An 18291-nucleotide genomic window follows, 5' to 3' on the forward strand; every position below is an offset into this window, starting at 1 on the left:
GTTTAAAAAATAGGCTACTTACAAAATTCTAATACATTTGGATGAAAAGTAAACTTTTTATTTGTGTTTTCATCAATAATGTTGATTACTTGTGAGGCGGAGCAAATTAAATTCCCTTGAACACCATCACAACCTAAGCTTTCGAGTATGTTTAATGTTTCGGGCTTTTCAATTAAACACGCTAAGACTTTAATGCCAAAGCCATGACAAATATTATTTACAGTTTGAATATAAAAGCGACTTTGCGGATTATCAATTAAATCTTGGATGTAGCTACCGTCAATTTTCACATACTCAATATCAAGACCATGTAAATACTTAAAAGAGGTTAAACTGGTGCCAAAGTGCTCTACACACACACTAATACCAACCTCTTTTATCGCATCAATATGAAGTGCAGCAACGCGTATATTACTTAGTAAGCTCAATTCATGTAGCTCAAAAATAAGATTGTTTTTGAGGCAGGGGTAGTGTTGAGAAAACGCACCTAGCCATTGTATAAACTCCGGTGAATATAACGAGGACTTACTTATATTTAATGCGAATTTATCCTCTGGATATTGCATTTTAATATTAATAAAATCACGGATTAATTTTTTATCCAGTTCTTCTGTCAAATTTAACTTTTCGGCCATAGCGAATAAGTGACTATTGTTTATTTTTTCATTGTTATAGATAAAGTGCGCAAATACTTCAAAGTAGCACTGTGTAAACTCGGTATTACTTTTTTTCACAGGCTGTACTGAAAAGCTCACTTCCCCAGAGTTAATTATGCTCTGAATTATTTTTTGCCACTCTTCAACACTGAAGACTATTTTATTATCAATGTTAGCGTCAATCGTACTTTCTCCAATAGTACATTTGGTATCTAATGACGAAAGTAAATGACTCAGTGTTAAGCTTTTTTCAACATTTATAGAAGCTAAGCGTGCATAACCATTATTATGTGAGCTGTGCTGTTTTTGGCTAAACAGGTCAATAAGGTTAGCGTGTAAATTATACAAAAAAGTAATATCGTATGGCGCAATAAAAACAAAAGTACTGCCATTTATTCGGCATAACCTATAATTATTTAGTTCAGCTAAAGAGAGTTTTAACATTTTAGCAACGTCAGTCACATACTCATCACCCTTTTGATAGCTAAGTGTTCGATTAATGTTTACTAGCGAGGGAAGTGTGACCATTGTTGCTGTCATTGGACGCTCAGAGGTAATGGAGTGGGTAACGGCGTTAAAATAGTTTTCAAAAGATTTGCGATTACCTAATCCTGTTAGTGGATCACTATACACGGCGTTTGTTAGCGCTTGGGTTTGTTTAGCTAAAGAGTCGAATGTACTTTGCAAATTAAGCACCATATTATTAATTGCTTTGGTTACTATGCGCAATTCGTGGGCTAACGGCACTTTATTATTGAGTGTAAAGCGTTTGCGAGTAACAAGCAGTGCTTGCTTCTCAACTGCTTTTAAAGGTTTGAATATTGTTTGTAAAATAAAATAAGTGATCAGCAGTGAAGCAATTAATAATATGAGCGAACTATAAAAGCTACGCTTTGTGTGCAGCCATAAAGTTAAATATGACTCTCCTAAATGGCTGGTAACTTCAAGTGTACCAGCAATGATCCAACCCGTATTTATTTCAGATTGCATTGTAGGCGCGCTTAATTTTACAGTGTTTGTAAACCAATGAGGCACAGAATCTACATGGGTAGGGTTTTCTAATGAGAATAGCGTTTCATGTTTCGTATTAATAAAGCGTATTTTACTATAATAACCAGAATCAAATATTGCGGTTGCCATAGTTTGCCCTATTATGAGTCCATCTGTATCCAAATAAGGGGAGATAGAAAGTCCTAGGCTTGTAGCTGTGTCTTTTGCATGGCTTGCCATTTGTGTTTGTAAATAGTCTCGGGTTGTATCTACATCAATAATAATTCTTACAAAAAAAGATAAAATGGAAATACAAATTATTAGCCCGTAGATCTGTATTTTAAGACTCATACCTTGTTTAAAAGGGTGATACATTATTTTCATCTCCTGTATCAATTCCATTTACGAGTGCAAGCTCACCTTTTTCAATTCTTTTTAGCATAGTATCCCAAGCCGACACACCGCTACTATTTTTAACTTTATTACCAAGCCCTTTTGCTTTGGCTAACCATAAACCTTGGCCATTAAAACTGTATATAGGTGTTAAATCGTGACGTTTATTTGCGGGGAGTAACTGGGTATTAAAGTTACCCAAAACAAAAGGAATTTGGTCTGCTTCAGGAAAGTATATCAGTACCATGTGGGGCTGATTAATGGTGTGTTGACGCACATACATAAACCTTATTTTTTCTTCAGGAATACCAAGCGCAATTAAAGTAAAGTATTTAGCTATAACGTAATCCTCACAATCCCCCATACCTACACCCAAGCTTTCTATTGGTGTAGCCCAATAATCATTTTTATTCCAAAGCTCATTATCTGTTTTGTATTTTATATGTTCATTAAAAAAATTATTAACCAGATGTACCTGCCGCCATTCATTCTTATCAATCGATGCATCAATAAACCTAAGCCATTGCTTTATGCGATTATGTCCATCTTTACCATAATGTTGTTTTGCACGTTCAATTATTTCGCTATTACGCAAGTAATTGATTGTGTCTTGTGAGTAAACATAAAAAGATAACAAGATAACAATGCAGCACCCCAAACGCACAAGTAGTTCCTTAAAATTTAGATGCGACACTTATTATATTATTAGCATTAAAACCGAAACTAGCAATAAAGTAGGTTAAATAAGTTTTAATGAAACAATTTGTTAGCATTGACTAATTAAAAGGTGTGGTTTAATGTTTATTGAATTGCGTTGTTTTGTACTTTAAATGTACGTAATCGCGATTAGTGACCACAACATATGCGTTAAAAGTTTTAAAGATTGCTCGTTGGATATAATAAAAATTGGCACTAAATTTTGACTTTATTAAATTGTATGGCAATTGATATAAAGTGCTATGTAGCAAATACACTACATTGTTAAGTTATACCATTGATAAACCATATATATTAATTACTTAAAGCTTAAGTAATACATGAGAGGCTCAATATTAAACACAATCTCGGTGCACATGAAAATACAATGTTTATGAGTTTTTTGAGATCTGTTTTACTAAGTAAATTAAAAGTTTAATCTTATAAGTTGATCTATTATAAGATGAATTGTTCTATTTTAAACCAAGTGAGTTTGATGGTAGCTCCAATTTTGGAGTTAGAAAAATTATTTTACGTTTAGTAAATTTAAGAGAGTCAACGGATGGGTTTATTTTTGAAACTGTTGAAAAATAAATTAAAGGTATTGATACCTGACTCTATATATATTCGATATGAATATTTAAAGCTTCACCGTAAATTTTATTCAAAAAAGAAAGTGCTTACTTTTAGCGATAGGATTTTCTCGTGGAAACTTAGTAAGAAACTAACTGATTTTTCTATTTTTGTGGATAAATATAAAGTTAGAGCATTTGTCGCTGATAAGTGCGGTGAAAAATACCTTCCAACCTTACTAAAAACTTGTACCGTAGCTGAAGATTTTAATTTAACCGAAATGCCAGATAAATTTGTCATAAAACTAAATAACGGTAGTGGCTATAATCTTGTTATCAATAATAAAAATGATCATTGTAATGCTGAAATTCGCCAATTAATTACACAATGGCTAAAGTCTGATTTTTATGCAATAAGTAAAGAAAAACAGTATAAAAACGTTGAGCAGCTAGTTATTTGTGAAGAGTTTATTGAATCAACAGATGGCCTAAAAGACTATAAATTTTATTGTATAGAGGGCGTAATTGAATTTGTGCAGGTAATTTCACAAAGGACAAGCAATAAGCAAACGCACAACTACTATTCAAGGTTATGGCAACCACTTCCAATCTTAAGGGCTGGATGTGATATTGGAGAAGTTGAACTCAAACCAAAAAATTTTGCAGAGGCAGTTGTAATTGTAGAAGCATTGAGTAGCTCATTTTCTTTTGTAAGAGTTGATCTCTATATTCAAGATAAAATATATTTTGGTGAATTAACGTTTACTCCTGGGAATGGGTACATTAAATTCTTGCCTGAAAAGTTTGATAGGGAGTTAGCAAGTAAAATGAAATTAGCTTTTAAAAACAATGGTTAATAAATTAAGAGAATAAGTATATTTAATAAATGGTTCACGCTTTTACTTTAAGGGAGTGAAGATGAAAATAAAAAAAATTCTCAGCCTAGAAACACTCAGAGGGTGGGCTTGTTTATTATTAGTACTTAATCACTTAATAGGTGAACCAAATATATCAGGTTTAAAGTTACCCGAAAATAACGACTTTTATTTTTTTAACTTAATGTTAGAAAATGTCAGAATGCCATTATTTGCATTTTTAGGCGGCGTTATTTTCTCTTTTAGAGGAGTGACATCAGAGCAATTTTTTTCTATGTTAAAAGGAAAGTACTTTAGACTAATCATTCCTCTAATTTTTGTAGGCCCAATTTATCTATTTATTCAGGCACATACTTTAGGAGCAAATCAAAAAATAGAAATAACCAATATTACTTATTACTTTAGCGTGATATGGGAAAGTAAATTTCATTTTTGGTTTTTACAAGCAATGTTTTTGGTGTTTTTATTTTATGGCTTATCATCATTTATAAAAACTACAACTCAAAATAAATACATATTTGCGCTATTTACGGGGATTATTTTATGCGTATTTATGCCTACAGAAATTTATTTTTTTTCATTATCTGGATTTTTCTTTTTATTACCTTTCTTCTCGTTAGGGTGCTTACTTAGCTCAAAAAGACACAGCGAAGAAAAGCTAAATATAAAGTTAGTTACAATATTATTAACTTTGTTTGCTGGCCTTATGTTGTATAAATTTTTACAACTACAAAGCCAGAGTAACTTTGAAAGAAACAGCCTAATGGGGCTAGTAACTGGCTTTGTTGGTTGTTCATTATTTTACTTTGCAAAAATAAAGATTATACCCCTTGTGTTTATTGGTAAATATTCATTTTCAATATACTTATACCATGTTTACTTTTTGGTTTTATCTAGAATGTTACTAGTTTATTTAGGTGTGCAATCGACAGAGCTTAATATTGTATTTGGCATGTTCTTTGGGATCTTTGGTCCGATTGCAGTTGAAATTGTATTATCAAAAAGTAATTACGCATCACGAATTTTTTTAGGGCAAAAAAGTACTGTTAAATATGCACAAAAGTCGACATAGGAATCGATGTTTGTATATGAGTACTAATTATGTGCGCATTTTTTACGTAGCAGTGATTAGTGAATTTTAATAAAGCAGTACACATTACTAATATGGTTACTACACTGAGATCTTTATAAATCTAAAACAGTCAGTCAGTTAATTTATTTAGTTATTGAATTTTAAAATTTTGATTTATTGAAGTTATAAATATGACTCTATTATTACAAGGTAAGTTTTTTGAGCCAATCGCCAGCTATTTTAAATAAGTTTTTAGGCACAGCCGGTTTACAAATGATAAGCCGTGCTTTATCCGTTATAGCAGGCGTAATACTTGCCCGTTATTTAGGACCTGAGCAATATGGCTTATATACCTATGTTTTATCAATTATTGCCATAGTCACAATACCTGTTATAGCAGGTTTACCACAATTATTGATCCGTGAAATTGCACATGCTGAATTAGAAGGTAAATGGGGAGAATTAAAGGGGTTACTCAGGTGGTCATCGGCATTTATTATCAGTATTTCTGCGCTTGTGATGCTTACGACCATGCTTATTTTATATTTAGGCTTAATAAGTTCCCAGACTGCTAGTTTACTTTGGTTTGCAATTTTTTTGATCCCTATAAAAAGCTTTTCTGCAAAACAAGGAGCTATTTTAAACGGTTTTAGAAAACCAATTCTAGGCTTATTTCCAGAGTTTATTTTGATGCCATTTTTAGCCATTTTAGTTTACTTATATTTTATTGTATCAAAAACTGAGTTCACCAGTTTACTGCTTATAAAAGTACAGTTAATAACATCGGCATTAACGCTGTTATTAGGCTTAGGGCTAATATTTAAAGAGCGATCGAATAACCTTAACCATGTTAAACCTACTTACTATTTTAAAAAATGGCATATTGCATTACTCCCGTTTACGCTAATGATATTTATTAGCACCATGAATACACAGCTTGCAAACGTATTTTTAGGCTACTTTGATGATAAAGAGTCTGTCGCTTCTTTTAAGGTAGCTTTACAAGGGGTGACATTAGTTACCTTAGGGTTTGCAGCGGTAAACAATATTATAGGCCCTAAAGTTGCTAGGTTGTATAGAAGTGGCGATATACAGTCAACACAGGCTTTACTAACTAAAAGTGTAAAGTTAAGCGCCACTTTTTCAATACCAATAGCGGTTGTTTTAATTTTTTTTGGGGATTGGTTTATAAGAATACTTTTTGGAGAGCAATATCTGGCTTCCCATCCAATTCTTATTATTTTATGTATTGGCCAAATAATTAATATTTGTTTTGGCTCTGTTGGTTTAGTGCTGAATATGACAGGAAATGAAAAACGTTCATTAAAAGCATTGTTGGCTACATTATTAATAAACGTGTTGTTGTTATTTATTTTAGTGCCTATCTATCAAGCAATTGGGGCGGCTTTAGCTGTAAGCATGAGTCTAGTGCTGTGGAATATTTGGATGTCGATTGATGTATATAAAATAACAAAGTTAAAAACTTGGTTATGCTAAATTTCATTTATAAAAATTAAAAAGGATTAAGCTAAATGGTAGAGTTAAGCATCATTATTCCTACTTATGGAAGAGTCACAAAAATAAGAAATGCAATACAAAGTGCACTTATAAACTCACTTTGTGAGGTAATAGTTGTTGATGATAATGGTAAAGGGTCAGAGCATCAGCTAAATACAGAGTCTATTTTAGAGGATTTAATTGTCTCTAAAAAAATAAAATACATACCATTAGAAAAAAACTCAGGAGCAGGGATTGCCAGAAACATTGGTATTAAGCAAGCCAATGGCGAGTATGTTACTTTTTTAGACGATGATGATTTTTTTATAGATGGGAAATTACTCGAAAAACTTAACTTTTTTAAACACCAACAAGAGCAGCCTGCTGTCTGTTGTAGCCATATGCAAGTAGAAGAAAATGGTAAAGGTGTTTTAGCAAACGATGATAAGTTTGTAGGCCATGACGCTAAGACCTTTTTGCTATCTGGGAGTTGTTATACTTCAATGATAATGATTAAAAAAAGTGTTTTAGAAGCCATAGGTGGGTTTTATGATACACCTTACTTACAAGATCATACCTTAATGTTAAAGGCCTTTATTCAAAATTATAGTGTGTGCATATTTGCTGAAAATGTCTTTGTGCATACAATCCACAATGGAGCGAGTATTACCACAGGTACTCGACCAATAGCAGGCGTACAGCTCAGGTGTAAATTAGAAAAAGAGCTAAGTAATAAGGTCACGTTGTCAGCTTCAGAGCAAAACGATTTGAATTATAGGTGGAGCACAATTGACTATCATAATTACTGGCTTGAACATGGGCGCAATTTCTCTTTATTTAAATTTTTGTTCACAAAAATAGTATGGCGCTCAAGAACAAGCGAACAACTTTATGAATCATTTAAGTTACTCGTAAAGTTTGGGATGAAATATCAATATTACTCAAAGTAAAAGGAAGCTTTATTTTGATCTATCACAATAAAACTTTTCTGTTAAATAGAACAATGTTGATTCTTGTTTTTGTATCATTAGTTTCACTGCTAGCGCCTTTTTATATAGGAATTTTTGCTTTATTCACGTATTTAACAACTAAAAGATCTGAGTGGCTTTACGTTTTTTTTATTAGCTTTATTTTGCTTTTTTGCAATATGAATTTACACAAAGAAGCATGGGCATTTGGCGATTTTTTAGGAATAGGCAATGACTTAGGCTGGTATTCAACCCAATGGTTTGCATTCAATAATTATCAATATGGTTTTTTGAGTATTTTTGATGAAGATTATGCAATTTTTATTAATGATGGCTTTTTGGTACAACCGAAAATATCGGAGCCGATTTATCATGGCTATTCTTACTTCTTTTCAAAATTAACGAATGGCAATTATATATTTTATACGTATACGATTACGTTATTTATCTATTTACCAGCATGTATTGTTATTTACAAGATATTAGATTCAGCTAAATTTAGTGAGGTGTTAATTGCGTTAGCGCTGATGTTTTTTATTTTTTATTCAATGAAATTTACAAACATGTTTAACATGATACGGCATTATTGCTCAGGTTCTTTCTTAATTATTACTCTATTTTTTTTATATTTTGACAAAATACGCTTCGCCATTTTTTTTGGTGTCATCGCATCATTAACACATAATGCAGCCGTGGTTGTTTGTGCAATTTATTTTGTTGTTTATTATGTTACGGCCTCTGATGAAAGAAGTAATAGATACAAAATTTTATATGTCGTTATGGGCTCTGCGGCAATATCAATATTATACCTTTTAGTTTATTACGCCACATTTACCAATTATGAAGAATTAGATGATAGAGGTTCAGGAATACTATTTAAGCTTTTAGATGTTGCTATCGTACTGCTTTCTATATTCGCCTATATGGTTAGGCGTAAATCGACATTTGATAAGATGTGGTTTTATTATATAGGTATTATCGTATTAATTTGTTTTATGCATACAACAAACTTCTTACAGCTACGCTATTATGCCTACTTTGACTATTTTAGATGGATTGGCTTGGTATATATATTTTCTTTAATACTACGTGTTGTCAGGCTAAAGCTACTGTTTTTTTCATTATCTTTAATCGCGTTTATTTTATTTTTGTGGTACAGAATTTATATTTCTGATTTCGATTTTAACGGAATGTTCCACCATTATTTCTTTATAAAATTTTAACTTCATATTATGTAATAACTACTTATAGGGATTGTAATGAAAATTTTATTACTAACAACATGTATATGTAATGACGAAAATATCAAAGACTTAAAAAGACTAATATTATCGATAAATAGTGTAAGAAACATTCAATTTGTACACTATGTACTATTACAAAGTGCAGATGGCTACAGTGAAGAGTGTTTACTTGGGCTAGCTAGTAACTATACGCTAATCACAATTAGTCAAAGTCATATTGTGTCGTTATCAAAGGCCAGAAATAAGCTTATTAAAGAAGTGAACAGTCGGTATTCATTGAATAATTTTGATTTCGTGTCCTGCCCAGATGATGACTGTTGGTACCCAGAAGGGTTTTGGAATAGCTTTAATGAACTACAAGCACTCAGTCGATTTGAATTGTTTTATACTCAATTTTCATCAGCACCAAGTATTAGCCCCTTTACTTCTAATGAACATAATTCGTCAAACTTAATACGATACGCATCATCTAACACTACATTTTATGCATCTAAAGTATTTAATGAAGTAGGGCTGTTTGATGAAAACTTTGGCGTCGGCGCTAAAAATAATGGAGGTGAAGATTTGGACTTTGCAATAAAAGCTTCACTTATTAGTAAGGTTATATTTTTTATGAACTCTGCAGCTATTGGCCATCGTGATCCATTACCAGAATTTAGATATAAGTATTTTCAAGGCTCTTTCGCGGTATTAAATAACCACAAACTAAAAAGTACTGCTCTTTACTATCACTATTTGCGAAAGCTTATGGTTGGTATTTTTTATTATTCACAAAGAAAAATAAAGTTTGCTGACTTTAAAGTAATAAAATAGGAGCTTAAAGCGATGGACCCTATCTTAAAGTCATTAACTTTAGTCAATGAGGTATCTTTAGCCAGTATTTTAGAGCGTATCACAAATACGGATAAAGCAATTTCGATCGGTTTTTTAAATCAGTATGCATATAACTTAATAAGTAGTAGTGATGCTATAAAAGCTAACTTTTTCGATTTAGATTATTTATTCAGAGACGGTAAAGGGGTTGAATTAGCGTGCTTGTACAACAATATTGACCCTCAATCTAACTTAAATGGTACAGACTTTATTCCGCGATTAATCTCGCAATTATATTTATCTAACAAGGAAATGACCCTTTTTGCGTACGGTACTCAGCAACCTTGGTTAGATATAGGTGCAACCTCGCTTTTTAACACCTCCCAATATTATAGTTTAAATGGGTTTAAAGATGTCGACTGTTATCTTGAGCACAATTTACAGTATCAAACTGAGAGTCTTAACGTAGTCGTTCTTGCTATGGGTATGCCTAAGCAAGAGCTGATAGCTACACAACTAAAACTACAGAGCAAAAATAAAATGATAATAATATGTGGTGGTGCAATATTGGATTTTCAAGCGGGTAGGGTAAAGCGCGCACCGACGATATTTAGAAAGCTTGGTTTTGAGTGGCTATACAGATTTGCTCTAGAGCCTAAAAGGTTATTTTCTCGTTATGTTGTCGGGATCCCATTGTTTTTTTTAAATGTATATCGCTCCAGTACTAAAAGAGTTTTGTAATTAAAGGGAGTGGTAAAAGTTAATTTCTATTAGCGTGAAGCTAACGCTTAAATCAAAGATATAATAACAATTTGATGGCTATTTTTGACGTGAGATCTACATTATTGCGATAAATTGTACTAACCTTAATAAAAGCAATGTAATTAATAATAATTTTAGTATGTTAGGTAAAATGTTTTTAAGGGAGGGTGATTCTAATGAATTATAAAAGTTATTGTCATTTAAGTCAGGATATAAAAGAACACTTGCCTAAAATACAGAGTTTAAACTTTGATTTAATTGTAGGCCTTCCAAGAAGTGGTTTAACACCAGCTAATATGCTGGCATTGTATTTGAATATTCATTGTACGGATTTGATTTCTTTAATTAATAATTCAGAGCTCAAAACAGGAAGTACACGAAAAAGTAAAAATCAATATTTAAAATACCCACAAAACGCACAAAAAATATTATTAGTGGATGACAGTATTGCAAAAGGTGACTCGATTAAAGCTGATATGGCTTTAATTCCCACATATTTACACAGTAAAATTACGACATGTGCAATTTACTCATCGCTAAAACAAAGAAATGATGTTGATTTTTTTCTAGAGTACCTACCATCACCAAGGGTGTTTGAATGGAACATTTTTCATCATCCAATTTTAACGACTGCTTGTTTAGATATAGATGGTGTTTTGTGTATTGACCCTACTGAAGAGCAAACTAATGATGCCGAAAAGTACATTGAGTTTATTTTAAATGCACAGCCATTATTTATACCCTCTAGAAAAGTTTATGCGCTTGTTACCAGCCGGTCAGAAAAGTATCGAGAACAGACTGAGATATGGTTAAAAAAGTATAAAGTAGAATACGAGTATTTAATTATGCAAGATTTACCTGGTAAAGAAGGAGGACAAAAGCAAATTAGTCATGCAAAGCATAAAGCTTTATTTTATCAAAAAAGTAGTGCAGAGCTTTTTATTGAAAGCGACTATAAGCAAAGTATTGAAATTAATCATATCACTAAAAAACCAGTTTTTTGTGCAGCTAGTAACCAAATAATTAACAACGGCTTTTATAATCTAAAGCATGAAGCAGTTACAAGCTTAAAAGAACGGTTGGCTTCGTTTATACCTCGTGGCATAAAAAATCAGATTAAAAAATTATATTAACTTTATTTACAAAGACTTATCTTGTTCTTTAGATAAATAGAGCCTAGCTTATATTATTGTTAATTTGCAAGTGTGTAGGGCTCCCATCAACTCAAAATATAAAAGCTAAGTTTTCAGTATTCACCGTATTTAGGCTTGATATTGTTTGCGCTTAAGCTCTTCAGTACTTAGCGTTTTTTGTTTATTAACTAACGCCAAACGTTTGTGTAAGCCTTACTGGTTAGTCATTGCCACCGTGTGCAGTATAACATTCCCCCAGGCTACCTTAAACCCACCAAATAATAGACGCACTATGCTTATTATCTAGCGTCAATTAACTTGGCCGGTTCCGCGTCAATTATCTTGGCCGGTTGACACCGAATTTCATTTGCTCTTATTGAGCGCTGTTTTGCGCCGGTAACTGTCACCTTCGCAATGAATAATCGTTGCATAATGAACCAAACGATCGATTGCCGCGACAGTCATTGTTGAATCTTCAAATAGTTCATCCCATTGTTCAAATGATTTGTTTGATGTGATGATCATGCTGTGTCGCTCATAGCGATGGGCTATCAATTCAAACAGCACGCTCGTTTCCTGTTCAGTTTTTCGAACGTAACCAACGTCATCAACGATTAATAAGCTGTATTTATCGAGCTTTACAAGTTCATCTTGCAAGCGTAAATGTCGCTTTGCTTGCTGGAGTTGTTGAACAATCGCTGACGCGGCAACAAACTTAACTTTATGGCCCTGCTCGATAAGGCCATAACCGATACTACTGGCGATATGCGTTTTACCAAGACCACTGGCGCCAAATAGCAATATATTGCCACCGTGCTTCAACCAATCCGGCTGATTTATTAAATCAGCAACAAGGGGCTTACTAACCCCATCAACAAGGGTAAAGTCGAAGCTGCTAAGGTGTTTACCCACTGGCAATTTTGCATCTTTTAAAAGCCGCTGAAGGCGTTTATCATCGCGTGTCGCAAGTTCAATATGGCACAGCTCAGATAAGTATTGCTGTGGGCTCCATTGTTCTTCTATCGCTTTTTTGCCCAGGGTATTCCACTGTTGAAGCATGGTGCTAAGCTTTAATTGTTTCAACATTAAAGGTAACGAGGCCGTGAAGTTATCCATGTAGACCTCCCGGTATCATGCTGCTATAAGCGCTCAAGCTGTGTTGCTTTATTGTTATTGTGGGTATGTTTGATGCAATAACTAAAAATTGCGCTTCACATTCTCGGATGGCCGGTAATTGTCGCTGAGTAATTGACGCTGCTACAAATCGTCCTAATTGACGTTCACACCCACTTTGTTTCGCTAAATGGAGCAATTTCACCATGTAATAGCTCGCTTCATCCGCTAAAAGGTGGGCATTAACGTATTCCCAGATAGCTTTGTAATTGTCGCTCGGGAGTAAGTCGTCACGTAGTTGTGAGTAGCGAAATGCCAGTGGTTTTTTAACCAGTGCGTCAATAACATGCAAGTAACTAATATTACGTGCACGGCACCCCTTAGAGGCATAGACACGCGCTAACGTTTGAACTAAGTCGCTGCCATAGCGTAGTTCTAAACGGTTGTCATATAAACGAACAAGTAATCGGCTACCAATAAGGTGTGACGGGACGCTATAGGTAACACGTTTCAATGAAATAGTACTCGTACGTGACACCGTTAGATAATGCTCGGTGTAATTGACGCTCATCGTCTTTGGTAAAGCATGTAATTGTCGCTGCTCTACTGCGTATTTATCACTTACACGGCGATTACGGCGAGCAACAATATCGGCAACAAACGGTTCATAGACTTCTCTTGTCTGAAAGTCATAACTACCACGGATTTTTAATGCTTGCTCCAGTTGCGATTTAAGATGCCCATGAGGGCTCTCAATAGCCTCATTTTCATGCGCAATACCACGGTTATTGCGGGTCGCTTTAAAGCCATAATGGATAACTAGCTCATTAAAGCGCTCTGTAAAATCATTATCATTAGTATGATTACGATACGCGGCACTCAGACTGTCTGTACGCACTTCTTTAGGCACACCGCCGGCTGCTTTAAATGCGTTTTGCACGCCATCAGAAAAAGCAGCAAAGCTTTCACCGCCGTAAATCACTTGGGCGTAAGCCCAGCCACTGGCGGGCATACGATAATGAAACAACATATGCTTTAGGGGTTCACTAGCAATGGTAACGGGTGACTTCACATGTGTAAAATCACACATACCTAATAGGCCATACTCGTGTGTTTGCAGGAATACGACCTCTTTACTTGAGGCATACAGTGCCCGCCATTTATGAATTCGACGCTCTAATGTACGCCGTGAACTCGGGTTAAATTTGTCGGTGTGAAACTCGCAAAGATGATCAAAAATTCCCACTGGAGTTAACGTTGCATCACCTTGAAGTAGAGGGACAACAATACTGTCCCAGATAGATTCAGTGGATCTATACGCGTTCGCCATTGGCGTTTATTAGACAATGGCTGCTCATCCAGTTTATCAATGCGCCTTGCTGAACGTTCAGAAATACCTGCTTTCGCAGCCGCGATAACTTGGCTATTACGCTTTCTATGTTTCATATAAATAGTGACCTGCTGATCAGTGATTCGTGTTCCCGGCACAGTGAACTCCTCCGTTCTGCTGTACCGAACTTTATCAGATCAACCGGCCACCGTAATTGTCGCTTAATAGCTTATTTAAAACTTAGAAGCAAACACTTATAACGTGTTTTCGGTTGTGTTATTAATTATTATCTAAACCAGTTAGCGGTCTGCTCTCTTACTTTTTGTACAGCCTATTATTTTTCTAAAGGATTACACTAGGGTAAAAATGTACTATTTCACAGGGTTTGGTTGATAGTAGTTTTTATATAGTCGCAGTTTAAACCTAAACACTGATAAGCAGGCTGTATAAAGCGATCTTTTATGTTTGTTTTTGTTTTATGTTTGTTTATTTTGTGTTTGTTTTTTTAAGTTGTTTATTTTATTGGCTATAAATAAAACTATTAAAACCTTCAAGTAAACAGTAATTAAGCCCCAAGGTAATAGGTTGCTATTATGTTGTTAGTAAATGAATGTAGTTGCTAAAACTAAGTAGATGATAATTAAAAATAGCTGTAGGGCAAATTACACATCAAGAACAGAGCCAAAAATGTGCAAAATTTATTGTAATATTATGCTATTAGCTTTTATTCATCGGCATAGTTTTTACTGAGAGAGTAAGTTACGTATACCCTACTCATAATATTAACCAGATGGATTCATGCATTGTTTATTTAAATATCTAAGCATGATTACATAAAAAAGGGCTGTTGTTTAGATGGGGAGTTGTAGTTTAGATACATTTATATTTTAAGAAATATGTTTAATAAAATAGCTTTAACCTTTTGTATATTAGTAAACCCGCCTGTATGTTAATTGTGCAATTTGAGATGTTAATTTAGTATTAATTCCATAGTCTAGTGATGCTTCTTCTTACCTGAGACCAATTAATAGGAATTAATAGTTATGAGCTCTTCAAGGACATTTAAGTTATCAGGTTCGTCAGATGCCTGCTTTTATAGACTCTTCGATATTTTTGCATTGTTTTTTGCTTTTCAATGCTCCGCCTTATTTTATAACTTTAATCTAAGCTCTTTTTATATGGTATCAGTGCTAAGTGTTGCATTAATTTACTTATATTGCGCTGAAATATTTTCCACTTATAGATCGTGGCGAGCAGGGAAGTTTAGGGTAATGATGTTGTGTGTTTGGGGCGCTTTATTAGTTTCATTCGCTTGTTTGTTTTTTATATCATTTATTTTTAAGTTTTCAGAATCCTTATCTCGGATTGGCATTAGCTTGTGGTTTTTATTAAGCATGCTTTATTTATATTTATGGCGCTTAGCTGTGTACTTGTATAAGCGAAATCGTCGTAAATTTGGTTCATATTTACGCAATGTAGCCATCATTGGTGCTACAGAAACCGCTGCTTACTTATATGATGAAATTGAGAAGAATGATGAGTTAGGCTTTAAGTTTTTAGGGTTTTTTGATGATAGAAACCCAGAGCGTTTATTTAGTAAATTAGCCTCTCATGATGTTGCAGGCAACATACAAAAAGCTGTGGATTTAGCAAGAGAGGGCAGAGTTGATGTGTTATATATTGCTCTTCCCATGAAAGCAGAAAAACGTATTGCAGACATTTTATTGCAGCTGGGTGATACCACAGTTGATGTGCATATAATACCTGACTTTTTGCTTTCTAATCTTATACATGCGCGTATTGAACATGTTGGCGAAGTTGATACTTTGAGTGTGTTTGAGTCGCCATGCATTGGTGCTCATGAGTTTATTAAGCGTACAGAGGATATTGTGTTTTCAATGATTATATTGTTTTTGATTTCGCCATTACTATTAGTTATTGCCGCGGCAGTGAAATTAACATCAGCTGGTCCTGTAATATTTAAGCAAGATCGTTACGGACTTGATGGACGAAAAATAAAAGTTTGGAAATTCCGTTCAATGACAGTAACAGAAAACAGCAAAGTGGTAACTCAAGCTACAAAAAATGATGTGAGGATAACAAAATTAGGCCGATTTTTGCGACGTACGAGTCTTGATGAACTTCCTCAGTTTTTAAATGTACTTGAAGGTGACATGTCCATTGTTGGCCCAAGACCTCATGCGGTTGCGCACAACGAAGAGTATAGAAAAAAAGTAGAGTTTTATATGTTTAGGCACAAAGCCAAACCAGGCATTACAGGGTGGGCGCAAGTTAACGGCTGGCGTGGTGAAACAGATACGTTAATAAAAATGGCGAAACGTGTAGAGTATGACCTACACTATATTAAGAACTGGTCATTACTATTTGATATAAAAATAATAATCATAACAATATTTAAAGGATTTAAGAATGAAAATGCCTACTAATACAATTGCCCCTTGCCTACTCGTTGTTTGTATTGGGGGCAGTCCTTATGCAACGGCTAACCTAAAACCAGGTAGTATTATTACAAAAGATGGTGCCGAAATAACGCCTACACTACAAACAGGAGTGAGTACTAATAATAACTTTTTTAGAACACCAACTAATGAGGAATCGCGGTTAATATGGAATATATCACCTAACATTTCGGCTGTAATTGAAGATGGCCCAGACAATTATAAGCTTAATGTTGGAACAATAACGTCCTTTCATAATAAAGATACCACAGATAACTTCACTCAAGTGACCACAGCAGCGAGCGTTCATAAAGAGTTTACCCAACAGCATAGACTCGATATTAAAGGTGATGCAGATTGGTTATATGAACCCAGAGGTAGTGGTTTAACCGAAGGTTTGGGGGATATTGTTAATGAATTAGTAAAGTACCAACAGCAAAATGTAACAACGCGTTATGAATATGGCGCAAAAAGCTCTAAAGCTCAAGTTGCGCTTATTGGTGGTTTTTTCAATAAAAAATACCAAAATTTTAGACCTGTATCTCAATATCGCGATTATGATAAAACTTTAGTGGGAATAACCGGTTACTACAATACGCTTGCAGCAACGCGCACTTTTTTGGAGCTAACACAAGAAAAGTACCGCTATGATGTTTTGCAAGCCAATGGTATTTCACGAGATTCAGATGACAGAAAAATATTACTGGGAATAGAGTGGGAGGCAACGGCGGTAACATCCGGTACCTTCAAAGTCGGTTATCAAGACAAAGATTTTTTTTCTGACCTACGTGAAGATTTTACCGGTTTAAGCTGGGAAGCCGCAGTACTTTGGCAACCACTTACTTATTCATCGTTACAATTTTTAACTAGCCGCTCAGCTAAAGATCCCTTAGTAGCAGGTGATTATATTAAAGAGAGTGTTTATAACATTACCTGGGATCACAATTGGAGTAATTACTTTAGTTCGTTGGCAAGTTTAAATTATGCAGATGAGCAATACACTGGGGATGTTGGCAGACAAGATAAAACAACAGCGGCTCGACTAGGTTTAAACTATTTGGTTAGTAACTTTGGGATGGTATCTAGTTACGTTGATTTTATAGATAAAAACTCTAATCAAAATACGATTGAATATGATCGTGTCATTGTCGGGATTAATTTTACCTTTGTTTTAAAGGCTAATCGATGAAATTTTGGATGCTTGTTTGCCTGGCTTTTTTATTAAGTTTTAATAGTTTTGGCCAAAATGCGCAAAACTATACTCTAGGGCCAGGTGACAAAATTGAAATAAAAGTTTTTGGCCAACCAGATTTAGATGTGACGGCGTTATTAGGTAACAGTGGCAAAGTTAATTACCCTTTTTTGGGAAAAGTTAAGCTTGCTGGCCTAAATACATCACAGGTTGAACAAATAATAATAAGAGGGCTACAGCCTGACTATTTAGTTAACCCCAATGTGTATGCGCAAGTTACACAATATCGACCTTTTTATATTCATGGTGAGGTAAATAACCCAGGTGCATACCCTTATCAGCCGGCAATGACAGTAAATCAAGCGATTGCACTTGGCGGTGGATTAACAGAGCGAGCATCGATAGATAAAATATATATTTTTAAAGAACAAACCAAAGAGCAACAAATTAGAGGCAGTTTAAACAGTCAAATTGCAGCGGGCGACACCATTAAAATAGAACAGCGCTTGTTTTAAGCCGTTAAAGG

14 protein-coding genes and 1 pseudogene are annotated in these 18291 nt (G+C 34.3%); 11 read left to right on the forward strand and 4 right to left on the reverse strand.

Features of this window, described 5'->3' with window-relative positions; translation table 11 throughout:
• Positions 1–14 precede the first annotated feature (14 nt).
• Together I6E78_RS11445 and I6E78_RS11450 are read right to left on the reverse strand one after the other, a co-directional pair.
• Entirely contained in the window at positions 15–2021 is a 2007-nt protein-coding gene (locus I6E78_RS11445) for a bifunctional diguanylate cyclase/phosphodiesterase (RefSeq protein WP_197182536.1), read from the reverse strand.
• On the reverse strand, positions 2005–2703 hold the full coding sequence (locus tag I6E78_RS11450) for a transglutaminase-like cysteine peptidase (protein ID WP_089368437.1): 699 nt from the start codon (positions 2701–2703) through the stop codon (positions 2005–2007). The genes I6E78_RS11445 and I6E78_RS11450 overlap by 17 nt, the downstream gene beginning before the upstream one ends.
• Before the next feature lie 594 nt (positions 2704–3297).
• Here I6E78_RS11450 and I6E78_RS11455 point away from each other — a divergent pair.
• From I6E78_RS11455 to I6E78_RS11490, 8 genes are all read left to right on the forward strand, one after another.
• The gene (locus I6E78_RS11455; protein WP_197108138.1) at positions 3298–4164 is read left to right on the forward strand and encodes an ATP-grasp fold amidoligase family protein; all 867 of its coding nucleotides are present in this window, start codon (positions 3298–3300) and stop codon (positions 4162–4164) included.
• A 61-nt stretch (positions 4165–4225) separates the two neighbouring features.
• Positions 4226–5254, forward strand: a complete 1029-nt coding sequence (locus tag I6E78_RS11460; RefSeq protein WP_179807284.1) for an acyltransferase family protein — start codon at positions 4226–4228, stop codon at positions 5252–5254.
• 219 nt (positions 5255–5473) lie between these two features.
• On the forward strand, positions 5474–6751 hold the full coding sequence (locus I6E78_RS11465; protein WP_197182537.1) for a flippase: 1278 nt from the start codon (positions 5474–5476) through the stop codon (positions 6749–6751).
• 35 nt (positions 6752–6786) lie between these two features.
• Positions 6787–7701, forward strand: coding sequence for a glycosyltransferase family 2 protein (locus tag I6E78_RS11470; protein WP_011328465.1), 915 nt, complete (start codon positions 6787–6789; stop codon positions 7699–7701).
• 53 nt (positions 7702–7754) lie between these two features.
• A complete protein-coding gene (locus tag I6E78_RS11475; protein ID WP_011328464.1) occupies positions 7755–8942 on the forward strand; it encodes an EpsG family protein in 1188 nt (395 codons plus the stop codon).
• A gap of 36 nt (positions 8943–8978) precedes the next feature.
• Complete coding sequence (locus I6E78_RS11480; RefSeq protein ID WP_182683396.1) at positions 8979–9776, forward strand: glycosyltransferase family 2 protein; 798 nt, start codon at positions 8979–8981, stop codon at positions 9774–9776.
• Between the two features lie 12 nt (positions 9777–9788).
• Positions 9789–10517, forward strand: a complete 729-nt coding sequence (locus tag I6E78_RS11485; protein ID WP_089368434.1) for a WecB/TagA/CpsF family glycosyltransferase — start codon at positions 9789–9791, stop codon at positions 10515–10517.
• A gap of 197 nt (positions 10518–10714) precedes the next feature.
• Complete coding sequence (locus I6E78_RS11490) at positions 10715–11671, forward strand: phosphoribosyltransferase (protein ID WP_011328461.1); 957 nt, start codon at positions 10715–10717, stop codon at positions 11669–11671.
• 363 nt (positions 11672–12034) lie between these two features.
• Here the strand turns inward: I6E78_RS11490 and istB are convergent, their stop codons facing one another.
• Both istB and istA read right to left on the reverse strand, forming a co-directional pair.
• Positions 12035–12787: an IS21-like element helper ATPase IstB gene (istB, locus tag I6E78_RS11495; RefSeq protein WP_197182538.1), complete on the reverse strand. Its 753-nt coding sequence runs from the start codon at positions 12785–12787 to the stop codon at positions 12035–12037.
• Positions 12780–14272: pseudogene (istA, locus tag I6E78_RS11500) on the reverse strand (IS21 family transposase). The gene istB and the pseudogene istA overlap by 8 nt, the downstream one beginning before the upstream one ends.
• A gap of 885 nt (positions 14273–15157) precedes the next feature.
• Here istA and I6E78_RS11505 point away from each other — a divergent pair.
• The 3 genes from I6E78_RS11505 to I6E78_RS11515 are packed head-to-tail and all read left to right on the forward strand — an operon-like array spanning position 15158 to position 18280.
• On the forward strand, positions 15158–16561 hold the full coding sequence (locus tag I6E78_RS11505; RefSeq protein ID WP_089368431.1) for an undecaprenyl-phosphate glucose phosphotransferase: 1404 nt from the start codon (positions 15158–15160) through the stop codon (positions 16559–16561).
• A complete protein-coding gene (locus I6E78_RS11510; RefSeq protein WP_197182539.1) occupies positions 16545–17762 on the forward strand; it encodes an outer membrane beta-barrel protein in 1218 nt (405 codons plus the stop codon). The genes I6E78_RS11505 and I6E78_RS11510 overlap by 17 nt, the downstream gene beginning before the upstream one ends.
• Positions 17759–18280 (forward strand): polysaccharide biosynthesis/export family protein, encoded by a 522-nt coding sequence (locus I6E78_RS11515; RefSeq protein ID WP_089368429.1) that lies wholly within the window; start codon positions 17759–17761, stop codon positions 18278–18280. The genes I6E78_RS11510 and I6E78_RS11515 overlap by 4 nt, the downstream gene beginning before the upstream one ends.
• The last annotated feature ends 11 nt before the right edge of the window (positions 18281–18291 follow it).

The organism is Pseudoalteromonas sp. NZS127 (genome assembly GCF_015864805.1).
Classification (GTDB): Bacteria; Pseudomonadota; Gammaproteobacteria; order Enterobacterales; family Alteromonadaceae; genus Pseudoalteromonas; species Pseudoalteromonas nigrifaciens.

Excerpts from the sequence above, each read along its gene's own strand:
- I6E78_RS11505 (WP_089368431.1), top strand. The coding sequence starts at position 15,158 with ATGAGCTCTTCAAGGACATTTAAGTTATCAGGTTCGTCAGATGCCTGC.
- istB (WP_197182538.1), bottom strand. The coding sequence starts at position 12,787 with ATGGATAACTTCACGGCCTCGTTACCTTTAATGTTGAAACAATTAAAG.
- I6E78_RS11470 (WP_011328465.1), top strand. The coding sequence starts at position 6,787 with ATGGTAGAGTTAAGCATCATTATTCCTACTTATGGAAGAGTCACAAAA.
- I6E78_RS11455 (WP_197108138.1), top strand. The coding sequence starts at position 3,298 with ATGGGTTTATTTTTGAAACTGTTGAAAAATAAATTAAAGGTATTGATA.
- I6E78_RS11515 (WP_089368429.1), top strand. The coding sequence starts at position 17,759 with ATGAAATTTTGGATGCTTGTTTGCCTGGCTTTTTTATTAAGTTTTAAT.
- I6E78_RS11490 (WP_011328461.1), top strand. The coding sequence starts at position 10,715 with ATGAATTATAAAAGTTATTGTCATTTAAGTCAGGATATAAAAGAACAC.
- I6E78_RS11445 (WP_197182536.1), bottom strand. The coding sequence starts at position 2,021 with ATGTATCACCCTTTTAAACAAGGTATGAGTCTTAAAATACAGATCTAC.
- I6E78_RS11480 (WP_182683396.1), top strand. The coding sequence starts at position 8,979 with ATGAAAATTTTATTACTAACAACATGTATATGTAATGACGAAAATATC.
- I6E78_RS11510 (WP_197182539.1), top strand. The coding sequence starts at position 16,545 with ATGAAAATGCCTACTAATACAATTGCCCCTTGCCTACTCGTTGTTTGT.
- I6E78_RS11460 (WP_179807284.1), top strand. The coding sequence starts at position 4,226 with ATGAAAATAAAAAAAATTCTCAGCCTAGAAACACTCAGAGGGTGGGCT.
- I6E78_RS11485 (WP_089368434.1), top strand. The coding sequence starts at position 9,789 with ATGGACCCTATCTTAAAGTCATTAACTTTAGTCAATGAGGTATCTTTA.
- I6E78_RS11475 (WP_011328464.1), top strand. The coding sequence starts at position 7,755 with ATGTTGATTCTTGTTTTTGTATCATTAGTTTCACTGCTAGCGCCTTTT.